Origin of the sequence: Shewanella pneumatophori (genome assembly GCF_023283895.1) — a bacterium.
Classification (GTDB): Bacteria; Pseudomonadota; Gammaproteobacteria; order Enterobacterales; family Shewanellaceae; genus Shewanella; species Shewanella pneumatophori.
Window position 1 is genome coordinate 239,580 of record NZ_JAKILB010000002.1, and the last position, 17,090, is coordinate 256,669.

Sequence of the window (17,090 nt, forward strand, 5' to 3'; positions counted from 1 at the left end):
TTGCCTCGCTAAGGGGCAGAGCTCCGATACAGTACGTAACAAACGAGGAGGGTTAAAGAAATTTTTTCTTTGGTGCCTAGCGCGGCACATCAGGCATATCGACCAAATTGACATCGATTTAATGGATGACTACTCAGCCTACTTAAATTCATACCGTAAAACACTTGATAATGCACCGTTAAGTCCGGCTCAAAAACGCAACCTACTGACTTATGTGAAAGTCTTTATTAAACATATGTACGTTAAAGGGTTACTATCAAGCAACTCGCTTGCAGATATCGATCTGCCATCTAAAGGGCATCAAATTCCAAAGTCTCTCTACTCAGTTGAAGAAATTGAGACAATTTTAGAGCAACCGCTGCTATTTGGAATCAAAGGGCTAAGAAACCGAACAATACTTGAGATCTTTTTTGCAACAGGCATTCGACGTGGAGAGCTAGTAAAGCTCAATATTGACGATATTGATTTTGACCACAAAATGCTACGTGTCTATGGCAAGGGTAAGAAAGAGCGATTAGTCCCCATCAGTCAGCGAGGTTGCGAGTGGGTCGCATTCTATATTGGGAAGATACGACCTATGTTCGCCTTTATTGGCTCTGAAAAAGCACTCTTTCTCGCTAACAATGGTAAACGTTATGAACCGGGTAAACTGTCTGATATGGCATCTCAGTATGTCAAACTCGCTGGTTTTGACCGAGCTGGCGCTTGCCACCTTTATCGCCATAACACTGCGACAACCATGCTTGATAATGGTGCTGACTTGCGCCATATCCAAGAAATGCTTGGCCATGCCAGCATTCTCACAACTCAGTTATATACCCATGTCAGCCGGAAAAAGCTCACTCAGGTTTACAATGATACGCACCCTTCAGCTCAAGGTGAAAGTGGACTGTTTTAGTTTGAACCGTTGGTAGAAATAGCCTTCAGGTTGATGCTATAATTTTAGAGTGATTTTTGGAGGTATTTATGCAATCGACAGCAATTAAGAAACTACAAGGTACTCGCACTTTTGTACCTAAAATGAGCAATTTCGAGACAAGCTCTCGTTACGAAGGTTTGTATTTCAAGAAAGAAAAGCTCGGCAAATCAATTGATGATTTAAAAGCTAAGTATGCAAGATAAGTATGGAGTGATTCAGGATAGTTATTGTTACCCTGAATCCGATGTACTCATTAATAAGTTAAACATCACTAACCATGATGAATTAACTGAAGCAGAACTAGAGTTTACAGCATTTCGTTACAGTGAATATTCTTCGAGTATTACCTCCCTATCTGAATTTGATCTCAATCATTTCAAAGGCCTGCATTTTCATTTATTTCAAGACGTTTATGACTGGGCTGGAAAGTTAAGAATGGTCGATATTTCCAAAGGAAATACGCGTTTTTGTACCTGCTCTAGAGTCGAAGCAGAATTAAATAAGCAATTATCCAGAATCCGCGCTCTTGATTGGGAAAACCCAAAAGCCAGCTTCTTTCATGAAATCACAGATATCTTTTGTGAGCTCAATGTCGTGCACCCGTTTAGAGAAGGCAATGGAAGAACACAGCGCTTTTTCTTCGAAGAGTTATATTTCTTCTTGGGAAAAACGGTTCATTGGCCAGACATATCAAAAGATGAATGGATTAATGCAAATGTAAAGGGATATCACGGTGACCTGAATCCGCTACACAGCATATTAACTCAAGCCATTTCGTAAATAGTAAAAAACATTTTTATTGGTTGGTAGTTCATACTAATTTATATGCAGGCACGATACTATGATCCACTTATCGGGCGTTTTTACTCGAATGATCCGATTGGGGCAACTGGACATGATTCAGTTGTTCATGGATTTAATCGATATGCATATGGGAACAACAACCCATACAAGTACAAAGACCCGAATGGTGAAAGCCCTGTTTGTCTTACACCATTGTCAGCATTGGCATGTCTTGGGGTTGCCGCCGCAGGTTATGGACTCTATAACTTCGATGATAAAACGGAAGATTTGAAAAATTCAAAATTAAAAGAAATGGAAGCAGACAGACTCCGCCAAGAAACATATATAAATTGCGTAAGGTCTGGGGGGCGAGATTGTGGAGGTATTGGTTCTGTAGAGCAGGAGCTAGCTAAACGAAGAAGGAAAACACTGAGTGATGCTGCGGAGGCTGCGGAGGCTGCGGAAGCTGGTTGTATTGTTGGTACTACATGTGGAGGTAGTATACCGGGTAGTACGGAGGAAAATGCTGTAAATGGATTGGTAGCAATATGGCAATGGATAACAGGTAATGATGAGTCAAAAGAGCAAAAACAACCAGAGGCTCCTAAACCTGAAGAGAATAGAGAATAACTATATGAGTAAGACAAAACTAATTTGGGTAAACCTTATAATTTGGCCAGTTGCTGTGTTTCTTATTTTTTTTAACAACTACGCAGTAAGTAATTATTATTGGTTAAAAAATGGTGACTCATTCCAGCTAAATAATATTGAATATACTGTCAGCCGCCCTGCATTTATTATAGGTACAACTGACTCAGGAAATGTTGGGTTAGGTTATATTCAAAGCAATGAACTGGCTATGTTGTATCTAGAAAATGGTTCGTTAGCCGAGGTAGAAAAGCTTGAAAGTATATTCAACAGTAATTTAAAGATTGTAAAAGAAAGTCACTGTAAGTTTCTTTTCAATAGTACAAATCCAAATCTTCCTTATCTTTCATGGGTAAATAGTAAGTTTGAAGTCTATTTTATACTTACAGATAAGCCTGGGTTTGATATAGACCTTGCAGAGCTATGTAACATTGTATCCTGATAATATTAATTGAAAGCCTCGCTCTTGCGGGGCTTTATTTTTGGCAGCTTGTAAGTCAGAGCAGAGTTGAAGTAGAAGCTTCGCACTTTTCTCACCGTAAGGTCTAGATTAGCGGTTTTTGTGCCTTCATCTGCTGAAACCTTCGGAATAGCCTGCCAATCTGCTTTGGATCTCATGCTGGCGTCGTTCGGAATGCCTGCTGAGAGTGATTGGATTTTGCATCTTCATTAAAAAAGCTGTGAAATTTGTTTTTTCCTTTAAACTTTCTTTCAACTTCAGTCATCAATTTAAAGTGGTAAGCCCCTAATTTCTTAGACACTTAACTGTTTCTCAAAGTACTGCTTTTCGAACTGCACAGGAGACAGTCCATTATTACTACCATGACGACGCACTGGATTATAGAAATATTCGATATAGTTAAATATTTCTGAGCGAGCCTCATCTCTGTTTTTATAGATTTTTCTCTTAACTCTATCTTTCTTCAGCAATGAGAAAAAGCTTTCGGCGACAGCATTATCGTGACAGTTTCCTCGTCGACTCATACTGGCTTCTAAATTGTGCTCTTTTAAAAAGCTCCGCCAATCAGAACAGGTATATTGCACTCCTTGGTCGGAATGTATCAAAACCTTATCTTTCGGTGAACGTCGCCAAATAGCCATTAATAGCGCATCTATTACTAAGTCCGCTTTTGGCGTGTTTTTCATCGTCCAACCGACGACCTGGCGAGAGAAGAGGTCAATAACAACTGTTAAATATAGCCAGCCCTCATGAGTACGGATATAGGTAAAGTCGGTCACCCAAACCTTGTTGGGTTCTGCGACATCAAAGCCACGATTTAACGTATTTGGCGCAGTATGACTAACATTTCCACCACCAAAGCTTGGATTGCGCTTGTAGCCACGTATAGCCTTTATCTTGGCGTCCTTCATTATCCGATAAACACGATTCTTCCCGACACTTTCACCATCGTCTTTCAAGTCTAAAGTCAGATTTCGATAGCCGTAGACACAACCGCTCTCCAGCCAAAATTGCTTAATTTTTCCCAGAAGACGCTTATCTTCAATGGTTCGATTACTGCAGGGCTGCTTTAGCCAAGCATAAAAACCACTATGATGAACATTAAGCACTCGGCACAGTACGGCTATGGGATATTGGTCGAGTCGAGACTTTATGAACGTGTACTTTTCTTTGACTCGCTTGCAAAGTACACGGCGGCCTCCTTTAGTATATTTCGCTCTTCCGTGACTCGCCGAAGCTCTGCTTTTAGTTTACGAATTTCGTCTTGCTGATTATCGATAGTGATGTGTTGCTTCTCTGGCTTATCGAACTTGTTAATCCAGTTATGCAAGCTTTTGGTTGTGATACCTAACCTTTCTGCCACATCAGCGATTTTATAACCACGTTCAGTGACTTGTTTGACAGCTTCAATTTTGAACTCATCGGGATAACGTTTTCCGCGCATGTAACACCTCATATTTTTTGGTTCATTATAACTCTATGAAGTGTCTACTGTTCTAGGGGCTTACCAATATGTAGCCCACGCTCATATTCAGCTCGGGTGATAACTAGAACTATAAATCCGAAAAAGCTGGAGATTAAGTAGTTTTGTTTTCTATAGCAGTAAAAGAAAAGCCCCGCGAGTGCGAGGCTTTGGATTCAAAACTCAAAACAGTCTAAACCAATCTTCCTTTGTCTATCGCATTTTTCAGCATTAAAAACGTAAGAGGTTTAAAGTCAGCCTTATCTTCTTTGGATGCTCTCAAAAAAGGGATTAGACTAAACAACATTTTTTGAAAATGACTTTTTCCAGAGAATTCTTCAGGAAAATAATCCCCAAATCTAAAACTCGAAATATCAACACCATAATTATCACTTAGTGTTTCAATGCAACTTTCAGCTATGTCACCATAAATATTTAAATCATGGTACAGCCTCAACTCCAAATCAGAATTTGATTTGTAATAATCTGACAACCCAGAATCGTTGATGAAGCTATTAAAGGTATTGTTTTCTGGCATTATTGTTTTTCCAATTCTTTGCTTTCTACTTTTTCAGTAGTCGCAGTTTCTTTTTGAACTCTATCAACAACAGCATCGACAAGTTGCCCAGCAGCTATGGCAGTACCGACATAAGGAACTTTTCTTAAAACTTTAGTAACCTTATGGCTAGTTTTTTTACTAATTTTTCCATCTTTTGCCGCTTTATGATTAGCTTTACTTGCTACTGAAGTTTTAGTACCTGCTTTACCACCACCTGCAATACCACCTCTTGGCTTATCTGCAAATGGCCCTGTTGCTGCGACAGCACCACCTGTTGCTACGTTTCCAGCGGTATTTCCAGTTGAATTATCTTCACCCCTGATTGCTTCAACAGCTAAATCAAAAGCATACCCGACAGCTAACCCTACACCGATTACACAAAGTCCACCGCAAATAGCTTTGCCATCTGGATCAGTATACTTATATGGGTTGTTCACAGCATATGAATATCTATTGAACCCTCTAATACCTTCTTCATTGCTTAAATGAGAAACTGCATCGATTGGATCATTCGAGTAGAAACGACCTATGACTGGATCATAGTATCGTGCCTGCATATACATTTATCGATTTTACAAGTCGTAACACGCTTTGGGATAAATGCTGACATGCTCGAATGTTAGTGTATAGCTATGGCCTTAAAGTTGAATTGTTCGGTTCCAAAGATTAATACCACTACAGTACTAATCGATGTCATTGGATTCAGTGTTATGCAGTATTTGGAGTTGAATCATGGTACCTGAGTAATATGAAAATCAATTGGCTCCAAAGTACTTGGAAAGAAAAACCAATATTTTTCAGATTAAATAATGATCCAACCTTGAGAGCCTAGGAACCACTAATAAATATATACTAGCGGCTTAGAGTACTTCATCTCTGTTGACGGATGATTACCAACTCTAGCCCTTATGGTGACATCTATCGCCATTCTTTCGTTAAAGCGCATCCCAATGTTATAACTTAGCTTAAATTCTTCACAAGTATCTGGCCGTATAACCATTTCGTTAGCGTCAAGAAGGTCTTTCTGGATTTGCTCTAATTCTGGTTTGTTTGAACCGTAACCATGATCTACGAACATTTCCTGACCATAGAATTTGACACTTTCTAAGGTGACAGGTTTATCCCCGAAATTAGTGACCAGAACTACAACATTAAAAAAAGATTTGTTATCAAGCCTTTCAAACTGGTAGGAGGGTGATACGTCAGTCTTTTTCGCTGGAATTACATTTATTAACGCAGTAATTTGAGGCGTTTTTTTCTCATTCCATGCTTCGCGCTGCCTTTTATACTTTTCCTTCATCCCTAGTGTCTGAACGACCAACTTTTCTTGTTCTGCATTGACTTTTCGGATTTTTACTACAGTAAGAAATTTGCTAAGAACGAAGCCAATAAAGGCTCCGACGAGAGCAAATACTCCGTTCTCAGAAGTAAGTTCCATAAACACATCCATCATTAAATCTCCCTGCACATTATGTTGCCAATTTATATCAAACCGACAAACGACCAGGCCAGCCGCAACGGGATAGTAGCAGATTATTAGAAATAAATTGAAATGGGCTGTAGAAAAACACTTTGTTTAGAAGAAAATTCATCATAAGAATCTGAGCTGCTGTTATGCAGAACTTTTAAACAGGCACTAAAAGTTTAGAGATATTAATTTGGTGAGCAACAAAACTTCAGTAACACTTAAGACATATTGAATTGATAGCAACTTTAAAGTCAGTGTATATCCCTAACCACCTAACATCGGCGGGCGTCAGCACATCAATCAGCAAAAGCCTGATCCAATTAAGGGATCTACTTATTCCCGTCGCAATTCAATTTTTCCTGCTGTATTTTGCCCGCGCTGCCACGCTCTATTAGTCCAGTAAGTTCCAACCAATACAATATTGTTTTCGTCAAAGCGGACAGTGAGTTTTGCTGCACCATCAAATTTGCTATTATCTGTGGGCAAAGGTTGATCTATTACAGATTCAAAAAGATAAGATAAGTAAAAATTCCCATCTCTAGCATCTCTAAATACTTCACTCTGTACGACGGTACTTCTTTGATATTTATCTAAAGACTTTAGGCGAATATCAAAACCGATAAAATCTGCGGAAATTAACATCTCAACAGTTTTGGAAAAATACTCTCCGCTTTCATTTTTGAACGTAGATGTAATCTCCCCAACCCACTTTCCATTCAAATCAGGGCAAACATGCCTATTTAGCAAATTATCCAGCATTGTTGTCGCGGTGTTGTGGCGGTACAAATGGCAAGCACCTGTGCGGTCAAAACCTGCGAGTTTCACATACCGCGATGCTGTATCAGACAATTTACTTGGCACGTAGCGTTTACCATTGTTAGCTAAGAACAAGGCCTTCCCTGAGCCGATAAATGCGAACATCGGTCTAATCTTCCCAATATAGAAAGCTAACCATTCACATCCCCTTTGGCTAATCGGCACCAAACGTTCTTTTTTACCTTTGCCGTGGATTCGAACCAACTTGCTATTGAAATCAACGTCATCAATATTTAGCTTAACTAACTCCCCTCGTCTTATCCCAGTGGCAAAAAAGGTTTCAAGAATAGCGCGGTCACGCAAACCTTTAACCCCGAATAGCAGCGGCTGTTCCAAAATGGTTTCTATTTCATCAGTCGTATACAGCGCTTTAGGTATTTGCTCACCTTTTGAAGGTAATTCGATGTTCTCAAGCAGGTTAGTTGGTAGGAGTTTCTTAATATGCATGTACTTCACGAATGTTTTAACAAATGTGAGTAAGTTCCGTTTTTGTGCTGGGCAAAGGGGTTGTCCATCCAAGGGCTTTCTGTAGGCATTCAGATAGGCTGCGTAGTCGTCCATTAAGTCTAAGTCGATTTGGTCGATGTAAGTAACGTTTCGTTCAATACACCATAAGAAGAATTTCTTAAGTCCTCCGCGTTTACCCCGAACGGTATCAGAGCTTTGCCCTTTGGCTAGGCAAAGCTCAAAATAGTACTTCGCGCACCGCCAAATGCGCTTAGTGGTAGGCTTGTCCATGCGCTAACTCTTTGGCAAAAGCCATCCCAGCATCCACAAATGCTTTCGGCTCTGGACGACGCCAATAGACAACAGGTTTATCACCAGAGCGCACACGACCAATCCGATAACCGACCGCCGATATCACCGTTCCATTGTCATGAAAAGTCGGAAACACTACGCATCCACGGAACAGTTCATGCCCTGTAGCTCGGACCAAGCCGACGCGCTGCAAACTGCCTCGTATGGCTGCACCCTCAGCCGTTTTGGGCTTTGGAATATTGCAGCCCATCGTTCGGTCGCAGTAACCAATAGCTGTACTATCTCGCAGTTCAACATCTATTGAGCAGTTGTTACCCACAAACTTCTGCGCTGTTAGACTTTCCCGAAACCGGTTGCGGTAATAGTCAAATGCTTGCTGGATGTGCAGTTCATCTAGGTTGATTTGTCCTAGGACATCAAGGTAGCGATCAACCATGATATTGCTCCTCTTTCTTAGCCTTTAACTTGCGAAAAGAGTCAACGCCATCCCTTAGCTTGTATATGAAACGATAAGGCGTGTGTGCGATACGATCTAATATTGAATCGCCAATGTAATTGTTTTCTATCGCTTTGTGCCAATCAGAAACATCAAATTGAGATGTAATTACCCATGAGCCTTTACCCTCTCGCGCCTCTACAAACCGAAATAGCTCGGTTTGTTCATCTTTAGACAGCGGCTTTAGTCCCCAATCGTCAACGTGCAAGATATCAACGCGCATAAACATGTTAATCAACTTCATTGCCTTGAGGTGTTCGTTGCCTGTGGCTTCTGTTTTTGCATTTGTTAAGTTATCAATCAGGGACATGTATGAGATTGATTTAACTTTGTAACCTTTGAGGATCGCTTCATTTGCTAGTGCACATGCCATCGTTGTCTTACCAAGTCCTGAAGCGCCAATTAGTAATATACTTAGCTGTCGCTTAGCCCAACCACACGAACGTAACTTAGCAATATCCTTTCTAGAAAATGGAGAATGTTTATCTGTTGGAATCTTATCCATGCTTGCCTGGGGCCATTTCAGCGTAGCATTTCGTCTAGCTAGGCGTTGCGAGTTTTCAACTCTGGCATCCACTTGGGGACAAAGTATTTCATTCATTACTTTATCCATTGTTTCCAAATCTAGGTTGTTGTTTTCAACAACCTGCTCATAAACTGCCATCGAAACTGGCAATTTCAGATATTCAAAGTGTTGTATTAATTGTGAATTCATAGTCGTCCCCTTACTTGAAAACGAAATAGTCAGAGCCGCGCAAATATTTATCTGTAGCGGGCATGTTTGGAATTGATTTTGGAGCACCATCATCGATGCGGTATGCCTTCGCTTGAATTATCGCGTTGAGGCGTGTCGGTGATATCTGTTGGTACTTGAGAGCAAACTGGCAGGCTCGTTCGAAATCTGAAGCGGAGATCTCTGATTTTTCTGCAAACTTCATTATTTTGCGGCAACGGTCATTGGCCAGCCGTGATTTTTTGCTTTTGCCATCAAATTGAATGGCAACCAATTGCTGTGTGTTTTCCCCAAAATCACTTGCCCAATCCCAGTAGAACTCAAGGTCTTTATCTTCCATATACTGATGATTTGGCGGCATATGCTCGTAATCACGGGTAATCTCTCCAATAACTTCGCATCTCTTATGCCTAGCCACAGCAGCGCCTTGGTGGAACACTTCAACAAACTTTGATGTAAGGTGAACGATTACCTTTTTATGAGCCAATTTGTGAGGTACGGAATAATAGTGGTCATCAATTAGTAACGAATAATCGGACGGAACAGTCATGTTGAACACTTTTTCGATCAGAGCAAATGGAGTTTTGGGCAGCGGTCTTAATACTGGTTTATCAACTTCATCGAGTAGCTTTTGTCTTGATGTTTTCAATTTTTGAAATGGAGCTTCATTTAGCTTGTCGATTTCCTTACTAAGGTATTCATTGATTTCATCAATGGTCTCGAATTCCATCTTCAACATTCGAGCTAAAATGCGACTCGTTACAAATCCAACTGCACTTTCAGTTACACCTTTGTCCTTAGGCTTTCCGGGCCTTGCAGGCAAGATTGTTACGCCATAGTGATTCCCAAACGATTCATAGTTTGCATTTAATACTTTCTCGGGATTTGACCTAACAACCAGTGCCTTTGGATTATCGGGTATAACAATTTCGGACACCCCGCCGTAAAACTCAAACATCTTCTCATGCGCTTCAATCCAGTCTTTCGTTGTTTGACCATTAGTTGCGTATCCAAAAAGGCGAATAGATGCGCCAAGAACACTGACAAATATGCTCGCAAACTTCCTCTCTTTTGCATCTCTCAGTCCATAAGGAATTTTTGTTCCAGCATAATCGACAATTGCGACTTCGCCTGCTTTTCGCAGCTGTCGCATGGCTAGTTTATTCTTCCTTTGAACTGCCCTTAGCATTTCGCAAAAACGCGTGTATTTATATGCTCTGGCCGGTTCGCAATGTTTCACATACTCATGGTACGCATTTAAGATGGTTTGCTTTGGCTGGCTTATGTAGGCTATGACTTTTTCCCAGTCAGGTTCTACTTTGTTAACGTTTCGACATGGCCATTTTGGATGCAAAATCGCTGTCAATTCAGTTTCATCCATTACTTGCATTTGCTGCCAAGTAAGCTGGTTTTCTTGCATTTTCTTCTTTAGAGAATGCACGCTAACGTGAGAACAGCCTGTTGCTCTGGCAACTGCTCGAAGTGAAAGGTTTGTTGTCTGCAACAACCGTGCTGTTAGACAGTTAATTTCTTTTGATAACATAAAGATGTCCCCTTGCTAATAAATAAAGGTGCAAGAAGCCAGTAGCCATCAAACGATAACTTGACAAAGTACCGACTAAAGACAAAGCTTGTGTCGTCGCACTATCAAATTCGACAACAATCGCGAAGCCCCAAAGTTACCAGCTATGGGGCTTTGTCATTTTTACGCCACCAAAAAGTTAGTTCACTAATCTTCCTCCCGTGCTTTCTCTGCTAACCAACGAGCAATATCTTTAACCAATGCATGTGTGCCTCTTCGATTTGCAACGGTAAATGTTTTTATAGGCAACGTTTTTCGAACAACGGCCTGCCGCAATGCATATATTGAGCTGTAACCCAGTGCCTTTTGCAGCTCAGGGCCCTTTAACACCGGGCTTCTATACATTTTCAATAAGTCTTGCTCTAACTTTTTGGCCAATTCTTCAACTTCGTCATCACTCATGTTGTTCTCCGAAAGATCAGTTAAGACAAACTGATGAATTAATAATCGGATTAAGACTAGACTTAGTGGTGTTTCTCGTAAGTACCAAAATTTTTTTGTTTAGTGTCATCCCCTGAGGAGGTCGCATGCCCTTGCTCAAAGTTACGAAAAAGAAGGTGGACGATTCGCCAGGGAGCTGCCTCACACATTACAAGGAACTACCGACTCGATTGCAGGAATTGATATCAATTTTGTGGGTCAAAGAGTTGTGCTACAAACGAGGAGCCTCGAGCCCCTATATGCTGGCTCAATTACTCATATCAGATGACAATATTGGTAAGTCACATACCGTGTTTAGGTCTATCTATAGGCACCTAAAAAGAAAGTCTGAAGGCGAAAAGTTCTCACGCAATGACCCATTATTAAAACTCGAACGGCTAGACAATCAAGCCACGGATCTCATTTCACATCCTATATGGCGACTTATAACTTCTAGCCGATGCTCTAACGCAGAATTAGAATCAATGGTTTGCTGTCTGCCCAGAGACATTCAGGTATGTGTGCGAGACTTTGATACTGGTGAATTCAAGCCAGACATAGATAATCTGGCCAGCAAGACCAATTTGGACGCTTTGTGCGCTGTACTTTTAATTATTCTGATACTCAATAATGAGCATGACTATTTCGAAAACAGCTTTGAGCGTTCTCGGTTCTTTATTACAAGCAATCAAATTTTGCTTAGACTCGTATTCCGTTTATTCCTGAGCCTTTTCCCTGAAAAGGGTATAGATTTGAGAGCATTTAGGTGTTTGTTCATTTTTTGTCGTTACATTGAAAACACTCTCGCAGATGTAAAGTGCAAACCGAACGGTCGAGCTACGATCAAGTTTCGCGTTTTCAATCCAAATTGCAGTGACAAGAACAAACACCGTGAATTGTTTCTACCAAGCATGTTTGTCGCGTCTGAAACAGCTCAGTGCCTAGGCTATCCAAACTTAATCAACCTAAGTTATCAGTGTCTTTTTGTCTTGTATAAAGAAACCTACCAACTACTCATTCAGAAAGCCAAAACTCTGCATAAAGGCGATGACTTTGCTTTATTAATTTTGTCTGTGATTGATCATGCCGAACTTTCTGAAATCTACAGAAGTGCTTATGCAACACCAACAATAAAGAATCAAACTCTCGAATCTGCTCTAAGAAAAGCCGAGACACTAGGTTAACAAGTAGCTGTTAATTCATTTCCGTTGCAGTGTTAATTCCTATTTGGATTTCAGTTAATTCCCTAACGGATCAGGAGTAAAGTTTTAGTGGAATATGCACTCATACAATTCCTTTTGTGCTTTTATGCATATTACGCTCCAGAGCTACCATGTTTCCAATAGAAAACAACCGCATAGCCAAATAAGCCTTAACACTAATGCAGAGTAAATTTAACTATCAAGATCAATGTTTTAGGTCGGTTTTTGTACTAGCTTTAATGGAAATAGTTCAATCAAGAGCATGAACATGAGCCAGCATAAATCCCAATATTCAGTGGCAGATAAAGTAAACGAGTGGTCCGCCAACAATGCTGATTCACCTAGCCTTTTAATTTCTCAGAAAGATGGTTCTTTTTATCTGGGGTACTATTCCGGCATGGGAAATTACGATGCCACGCCAATTGAGAAATTAGATCCCCAATACAAAGCAACCATCATTGAGCTAGTTCAAGCTGGCGAGCTTATTGAAAAAGGCAAAGCCTTCACACTTTACCCTGTAGTGATGCGTTCAAGAAGCTTGTTTTTATCGATAAGAAGAGCAAGTAGACGACGATACATCTAGGAACGAGCAATGAAAAATCCACTACTATCCGAAGTCAAAAAAGATAACGAAAAACTCTATGCTGAAATCCCAGTCGAGGTTTTAGAGCATCTCGCCTTGAAGCCTGGAGATTTCATAGAATTCGGCATAACCACAGATGTCTCGATATGGAAAAGCCACAATATAGATGTTCCTCGTGAGATATTTCAGCCATTGATTGATATGTTCAAGACCGAACAGAATGTCTTCCATTGGCTCAACAAGGGGCTACCAGCTTTATCTGGGAAAGCGCCAATTGAAATTCTTAGCGAGCCAGACGGTATAGAGCAGATACTGGATTTGATAAATAGAATAAAGCGTGGTGATTTTTCATAGCCAATTACGGTAATGAGCTGCCACCATTGGCCTAGTAACCTGGCACTCATCCATTGGCAGAACTAGTCTTTATTAAAGTAAATAATATGCAAAACTCTAATACGCACAAAAAATTAGTCTTACAGCTAGCATCGACCTTAGTTAAACAAGACCATCTTCAGACGTGGTATGAGACAGAGATTTTGGAAGGGTTAGGTAAAACGGCACAAGAGTTAGTCGACGAAGGTCGACATGACATTGTCATCAAGCATTTGGAGAGACGGTCCCACGGTGGTTACGCCTGAAGCACAACTAGGGTCTTAAACTACTTTTTCCTCTCTCCGCTTATCTCTTTTGACGATGCCTTGTACTTCGCAGACATTAGCGTTGGCGCGTTTTTTAGAAGTTTTTCTCGCATTTCCTCAGTGGACGCTGGAGGGCGTTTTGCCTCATTCTTTTTCATCGCATCATCTCCGATTACTTTCTTACAAGTTTAGTCGATTCCTTTGGTAGTAAGAACAAAGCCCCGCGAGTGCGAGGCGAAGTGGTTGGATTCAATTGTTACCAACCCACATTTTAATCCCTGTCAAACAGGAAACATTCCGATATCAAAAACAAGAAGCCCGCTGACTTAGGATAAAAAAGTAATCTGCCAGTCATTACTTTTTTGTAATCACCCATATTGTACTGCCAAAGTAATTACTATTTTGTAATGACTCACCAATTACTTTTTTTACCCTTTATCCGACTTAAGGAATCGTTACGGAAATCCGTAATTACGAGGCGATCAGGTTTGATGCAATAGCACGCTTGTCAAGATTGAAGCTTTTACCTCACAGCCAAGTCAAAAAACAAAGCCCCGCGAGTGCGAGGCTTTGGGTTCAAAGAATGTTCAGATGGCTCCAATCACCACCAACCAGATAGCTCGTCTCCGATAACTTTTCCTTTCTCTTTGTCTGAAAGGTTATAAAACTTTTCACTCTCATCGGGAGAGCTGAGTGAGAACCTATTCATGATCAAACAAACAACAAAGTAAGGGACCAAAATAATCAAAGTCAAAATTAGAAATAACCCAATTTGATTGTACCAAGTTGATTTAAAGCCAAAGTAAATCGCGGGTGTTCCAATAATTAGCATCGGCCACAAAAGATTTTTTAAAGCAGTGAACAAAGCAAAGCTCAAAACTCTTATATTTATTAGAACTTCACCGAAATAACTTCTGTCACTCATTAATTTTGATCCTCTCTTTGAGTCTCTTGCTGCTGATTATCTTGGGCGCTGCTATTCACATAATCAAGTCCCTTATCAACTATCGTACCAACAGGGACTGGGCTAGTGACACTGTCTACAACCTTCAGTCCTGCTCCTTTCACGGGATCTTCCCCCTTCCTGCCGGACTGTATTGCACCGACAGCACCAGCTTTCAAAGCACCATCAGCACCTGCTACAGCTCTTTCGGTTTTCGTAGTCAAGTCTACAGTTGTTTTGCCAACTTTCATTGTTCCAGTAGTTGCACCCTTTAACAATTGAGTTGCATGTCCGCCAACTGCTCCAAGTGCTGCGGAGACTGCGATACTTCCATAATCTAAGTTACCAGCGGCTTCGGAAAGGCTTTGACCAGATGCTACTCCCGTTGCAATCTGAGTCCCGGCGTCAATTGCAGCACCAATAAATGCTCCAACGATTCCAAATTCACCATCCGGGTCAACATACTTGTATGGATTGTTGTTGGCGTAAGTATATCTGCCAAATCCATGAACAGGATTACCACGTTGCATGTGCCCTAGCACGTCCACCGGATCATTCGAGTAGAAACGACCTATGACTGGATCATAGTATCGTGCCTGCATATAAATTAGTACGAACTACGATCCTTTCTAAATGTTATTCTTCGTCCGCCTTAAGCTTTTTATAAATAAACAGATCATCTTCGATTTTAAAAATAACTAAGATTAAAAGCTTTAAGTAAAGTAAATAGGAATTTTCATGTAGATGAATTTCTGTAGGATTTGCCTGTGTACCATGTAAATAGCTATTTCTTAAGTCGTGCCCGTTTGTAAACTCACTTTTGTTTAAATAGTAATTGAAGTAATTTTGCTCAGGTATTGCGAAAAGTGAACTTCCAAAAAACACTACTCCATCATTACTCATATGCAAAACTTCGTCTTGAATATCGGCAGGATAATGGTGTAACGAGGCGACCTCATTTTCAAAAACATCTCTTAATATTAAAATTCGATTCCAATTTGTAACTTGAACGTAATTATTTTCATCGACAGATATATAATTGTTATCTATCAAATAATTTAAATGCTCATGCTGATGTTCTTCATAATTTTCAAAATTGATTTCTTCCTCATTCACCAATAATTCAACAAAGTTTCTGTATTGCTTGTCTTTGAACGGGTGAACATAAGTCAACAGAGTTTGATCCGAAAATAGCAGGTAGGTCAGAAAATTAACTTTTTGATCATCCTTATTGATATATATGTACTTATTGTTATTTAAGCTTGGAATGTCTTTGATGGCTGTAGGGCCAGATGACATTTGCAGAAGTTCAAAGTCAATATGTCCATTTTCTACAAATAATTTGTATTGCTTTAATATCGACTCGAACTCAGGTGCGATTGTTCTTATTTTCTCTAAAGCAGAAGCATTTTGAGTAGGAATTGTAAAAGTGGCGTTACTAGGTAAATCAAATAATTCAGGTAGAGTATTAGTGAAAACTGTTTTTAGAATATCTTCTAATGAATACTCAAGACCTTTTAGTACGTTGGAATATGTGTAAATTTGGCCCATAGACGCCATATCTAACTGTGTAAACGCTACACCAAAAACGTATTCAGTTTTTGATCTAACACCTAAAGTTCTTTCAAAAATTCCAAGCTGATTTTCTTTGCTGGTTAGAGCTACAATATTCTGTTCATCCACGTACTCAAAAAGTGTCTTGAAGTTTCTGTACAGAATATATGGGTGATTATTTTCTTTAATGTAATCTAAGCTAAATTCATAATGGACTGTACCCTGTTCAATCCAAGCATGTTTAATTTTAGAAGCATTTTCGGGATAACTGATAGCTACCCCATATTCAAATGATGAACTAGAACCACTATTGAAGAAATCTTTAAGAGACTGTTGGTATTTTCTCTTAGCTGCTAATTTAGTCTTATCTGAAATTCGGAAGTCACTATGTTTTTTAGCATTTTGTATTATTGGCAGGTAGTTAGTATTGCAATGCTCTGAGTCAATATACGAAGCAATTATGCTTTCTTTATCTTGAATAGTTAAACAACTAGGCAGGTACAACTTCGTTTTATTAAAACTATTTTCGACTTCATATATAGAAAGGAGGATCTCTGCACCTTGCATATCACTTTTTAAAAACTCACAGAGAATAAGCTTATATTTATCCACCAAAGTTTTATGGCTCAACAAGTGCCTCAATTGATGACGAGATTTCTTTAAAACTTCTTCTATTTGATATGACGATATCTTTTTATATTGTTTATAGTTATTTATTAACAACCAGAAACTATCATAGTAACGGTAGTCTATATTTTCAAAATATGACTGGAAGTTACTGTCATCAATATTAGTTATGAATTTCCCAATTAAATTTTTAAAAGTATTAACTTTTTCTTTGTAAGCAACATTATCTACATCTGACCAACTTTTAAGGTATATGCCGTTTTCGAAAAACAGCGATATATTGTGCAGTTCAAGTATATCGTTTATATCGTCTAAATCGTTTGCTATTTCACCATTCAATAACCGCTCTGCTTTTGATAAGTAATGACCACTCGACATGTCGTGTATTGAGTGAAATACAACCCTATCTCTATCTGGCTTGCTCATAACAAACATTAA

20 protein-coding genes are annotated in these 17,090 nt (G+C 39.7%); 8 read left to right on the forward strand and 12 right to left on the reverse strand.

All coding sequences use genetic code 11. From position 1 onward, the window contains the following. Nucleotides 1-121 precede the first annotated feature (121 nt). The 5 genes from L2740_RS04060 to L2740_RS04080 all read left to right on the forward strand — a co-directional run bounded on the left by L2740_RS04060 (nt 122) and on the right by L2740_RS04080 (nt 2,792). The gene (locus tag L2740_RS04060) at nt 122-898 is read left to right on the forward strand and encodes a tyrosine-type recombinase/integrase (protein WP_248948846.1); all 777 of its coding nucleotides are present in this window, start codon (nt 122-124) and stop codon (nt 896-898) included. Nucleotides 899-966: 68 nt separating this feature from the next. Next, a complete protein-coding gene (locus tag L2740_RS04065) occupies nt 967-1,122 on the forward strand; it encodes a hypothetical protein (protein WP_248948847.1) in 156 nt (51 codons plus the stop codon). Next, entirely contained in the window at nt 1,112-1,699 is a 588-nt protein-coding gene (locus L2740_RS04070) for a Fic/DOC family protein (protein WP_248948848.1), read from the forward strand. The genes L2740_RS04065 and L2740_RS04070 overlap by 11 nt, the downstream gene beginning before the upstream one ends. Nucleotides 1,700-1,744: 45 nt before the next feature. After that, on the forward strand, nt 1,745-2,332 hold the full coding sequence (locus L2740_RS04075; RefSeq protein ID WP_248948849.1) for an RHS repeat-associated core domain-containing protein: 588 nt from the start codon (nt 1,745-1,747) through the stop codon (nt 2,330-2,332). A 4-nt stretch (nt 2,333-2,336) separates the two neighbouring features. Then, on the forward strand, nt 2,337-2,792 hold the full coding sequence (locus tag L2740_RS04080; RefSeq protein ID WP_248948850.1) for a hypothetical protein: 456 nt from the start codon (nt 2,337-2,339) through the stop codon (nt 2,790-2,792). 311 nt (nt 2,793-3,103) lie between these two features. Here the strand turns inward: L2740_RS04080 and L2740_RS04085 are convergent. The 9 genes from L2740_RS04085 to L2740_RS04125 form a co-directional block, all read right to left on the reverse strand. Beyond that, nucleotides 3,104-4,254 (reverse strand): IS3 family transposase gene (locus L2740_RS04085; RefSeq protein WP_248948851.1). Its coding sequence is split into 2 segments (ribosomal slippage): nt 3,104-4,017 and nt 4,017-4,254, totalling 1,152 coding nucleotides; the frame shifts between segments, so codons are not numbered across the junction. A 211-nt stretch (nt 4,255-4,465) separates the two neighbouring features. Further along, on the reverse strand, nt 4,466-4,810 hold the full coding sequence (locus L2740_RS04090; RefSeq protein WP_248948852.1) for a DUF1493 family protein: 345 nt from the start codon (nt 4,808-4,810) through the stop codon (nt 4,466-4,468). Continuing rightward, nucleotides 4,810-5,394: an RHS repeat-associated core domain-containing protein gene (locus L2740_RS04095; protein ID WP_248948853.1), complete on the reverse strand. Its 585-nt coding sequence runs from the start codon at nt 5,392-5,394 to the stop codon at nt 4,810-4,812. The genes L2740_RS04090 and L2740_RS04095 overlap by 1 nt, the downstream gene beginning before the upstream one ends. A gap of 275 nt (nt 5,395-5,669) precedes the next feature. Continuing rightward, the gene (locus L2740_RS04100; protein ID WP_248948854.1) at nt 5,670-6,284 is read right to left on the reverse strand and encodes a hypothetical protein; all 615 of its coding nucleotides are present in this window, start codon (nt 6,282-6,284) and stop codon (nt 5,670-5,672) included. A 348-nt stretch (nt 6,285-6,632) separates the two neighbouring features. Further along, a complete protein-coding gene (locus tag L2740_RS04105; RefSeq protein ID WP_248948855.1) occupies nt 6,633-7,853 on the reverse strand; it encodes a tyrosine-type recombinase/integrase in 1,221 nt (406 codons plus the stop codon). Beyond that, nucleotides 7,834-8,310: a hypothetical protein gene (locus L2740_RS04110; RefSeq protein ID WP_248948856.1), complete on the reverse strand. Its 477-nt coding sequence runs from the start codon at nt 8,308-8,310 to the stop codon at nt 7,834-7,836. The genes L2740_RS04105 and L2740_RS04110 overlap by 20 nt, the downstream gene beginning before the upstream one ends. Next, nucleotides 8,303-9,085 (reverse strand): ATP-binding protein, encoded by a 783-nt coding sequence (locus tag L2740_RS04115; protein WP_248948857.1) that lies wholly within the window; start codon nt 9,083-9,085, stop codon nt 8,303-8,305. The genes L2740_RS04110 and L2740_RS04115 overlap by 8 nt, the downstream gene beginning before the upstream one ends. A 10-nt stretch (nt 9,086-9,095) precedes the next feature. Then, the gene (gene istA, locus L2740_RS04120; protein ID WP_248948858.1) at nt 9,096-10,646 is read right to left on the reverse strand and encodes an IS21 family transposase; all 1,551 of its coding nucleotides are present in this window, start codon (nt 10,644-10,646) and stop codon (nt 9,096-9,098) included. Between the two features lie 186 nt (nt 10,647-10,832). After that, a complete protein-coding gene (locus L2740_RS04125) occupies nt 10,833-11,087 on the reverse strand; it encodes a hypothetical protein (RefSeq protein WP_248948859.1) in 255 nt (84 codons plus the stop codon). A gap of 125 nt (nt 11,088-11,212) precedes the next feature. On the opposite strand from L2740_RS04125, the gene L2740_RS04130 reads away from it, so the two are divergent. The 3 genes from L2740_RS04130 to L2740_RS04140 all read left to right on the forward strand — a co-directional run bounded on the left by L2740_RS04130 (nt 11,213) and on the right by L2740_RS04140 (nt 13,244). Continuing rightward, nucleotides 11,213-12,289, forward strand: coding sequence for a hypothetical protein (locus L2740_RS04130; protein WP_248948860.1), 1,077 nt, complete (start codon nt 11,213-11,215; stop codon nt 12,287-12,289). A 286-nt stretch (nt 12,290-12,575) separates the two neighbouring features. Next, nucleotides 12,576-12,890, forward strand: coding sequence for a hypothetical protein (locus L2740_RS04135; protein ID WP_248948861.1), 315 nt, complete (start codon nt 12,576-12,578; stop codon nt 12,888-12,890). Between the two features lie 9 nt (nt 12,891-12,899). Continuing rightward, the gene (locus L2740_RS04140; RefSeq protein ID WP_248948862.1) at nt 12,900-13,244 is read left to right on the forward strand and encodes an antitoxin Xre/MbcA/ParS toxin-binding domain-containing protein; all 345 of its coding nucleotides are present in this window, start codon (nt 12,900-12,902) and stop codon (nt 13,242-13,244) included. Nucleotides 13,245-14,129: 885 nt separating this feature from the next. On the opposite strand, the gene L2740_RS04145 is transcribed toward L2740_RS04140, so the two are convergent. The 3 genes from L2740_RS04145 to L2740_RS04155 are packed head-to-tail and all read right to left on the reverse strand — an operon-like array spanning nt 14,130 to nt 17,078. Next, the gene (locus L2740_RS04145; RefSeq protein WP_248948863.1) at nt 14,130-14,453 is read right to left on the reverse strand and encodes a hypothetical protein; all 324 of its coding nucleotides are present in this window, start codon (nt 14,451-14,453) and stop codon (nt 14,130-14,132) included. Continuing rightward, entirely contained in the window at nt 14,453-15,073 is a 621-nt protein-coding gene (locus tag L2740_RS04150) for an RHS repeat-associated core domain-containing protein (RefSeq protein WP_248948864.1), read from the reverse strand. Before L2740_RS04150 ends, L2740_RS04145 begins: the two co-directional genes overlap by 1 nt. Before the next feature lie 34 nt (nt 15,074-15,107). Continuing rightward, nucleotides 15,108-17,078: a hypothetical protein gene (locus tag L2740_RS04155; protein ID WP_248948865.1), complete on the reverse strand. Its 1,971-nt coding sequence runs from the start codon at nt 17,076-17,078 to the stop codon at nt 15,108-15,110. Nucleotides 17,079-17,090 lie beyond the last annotated feature (12 nt).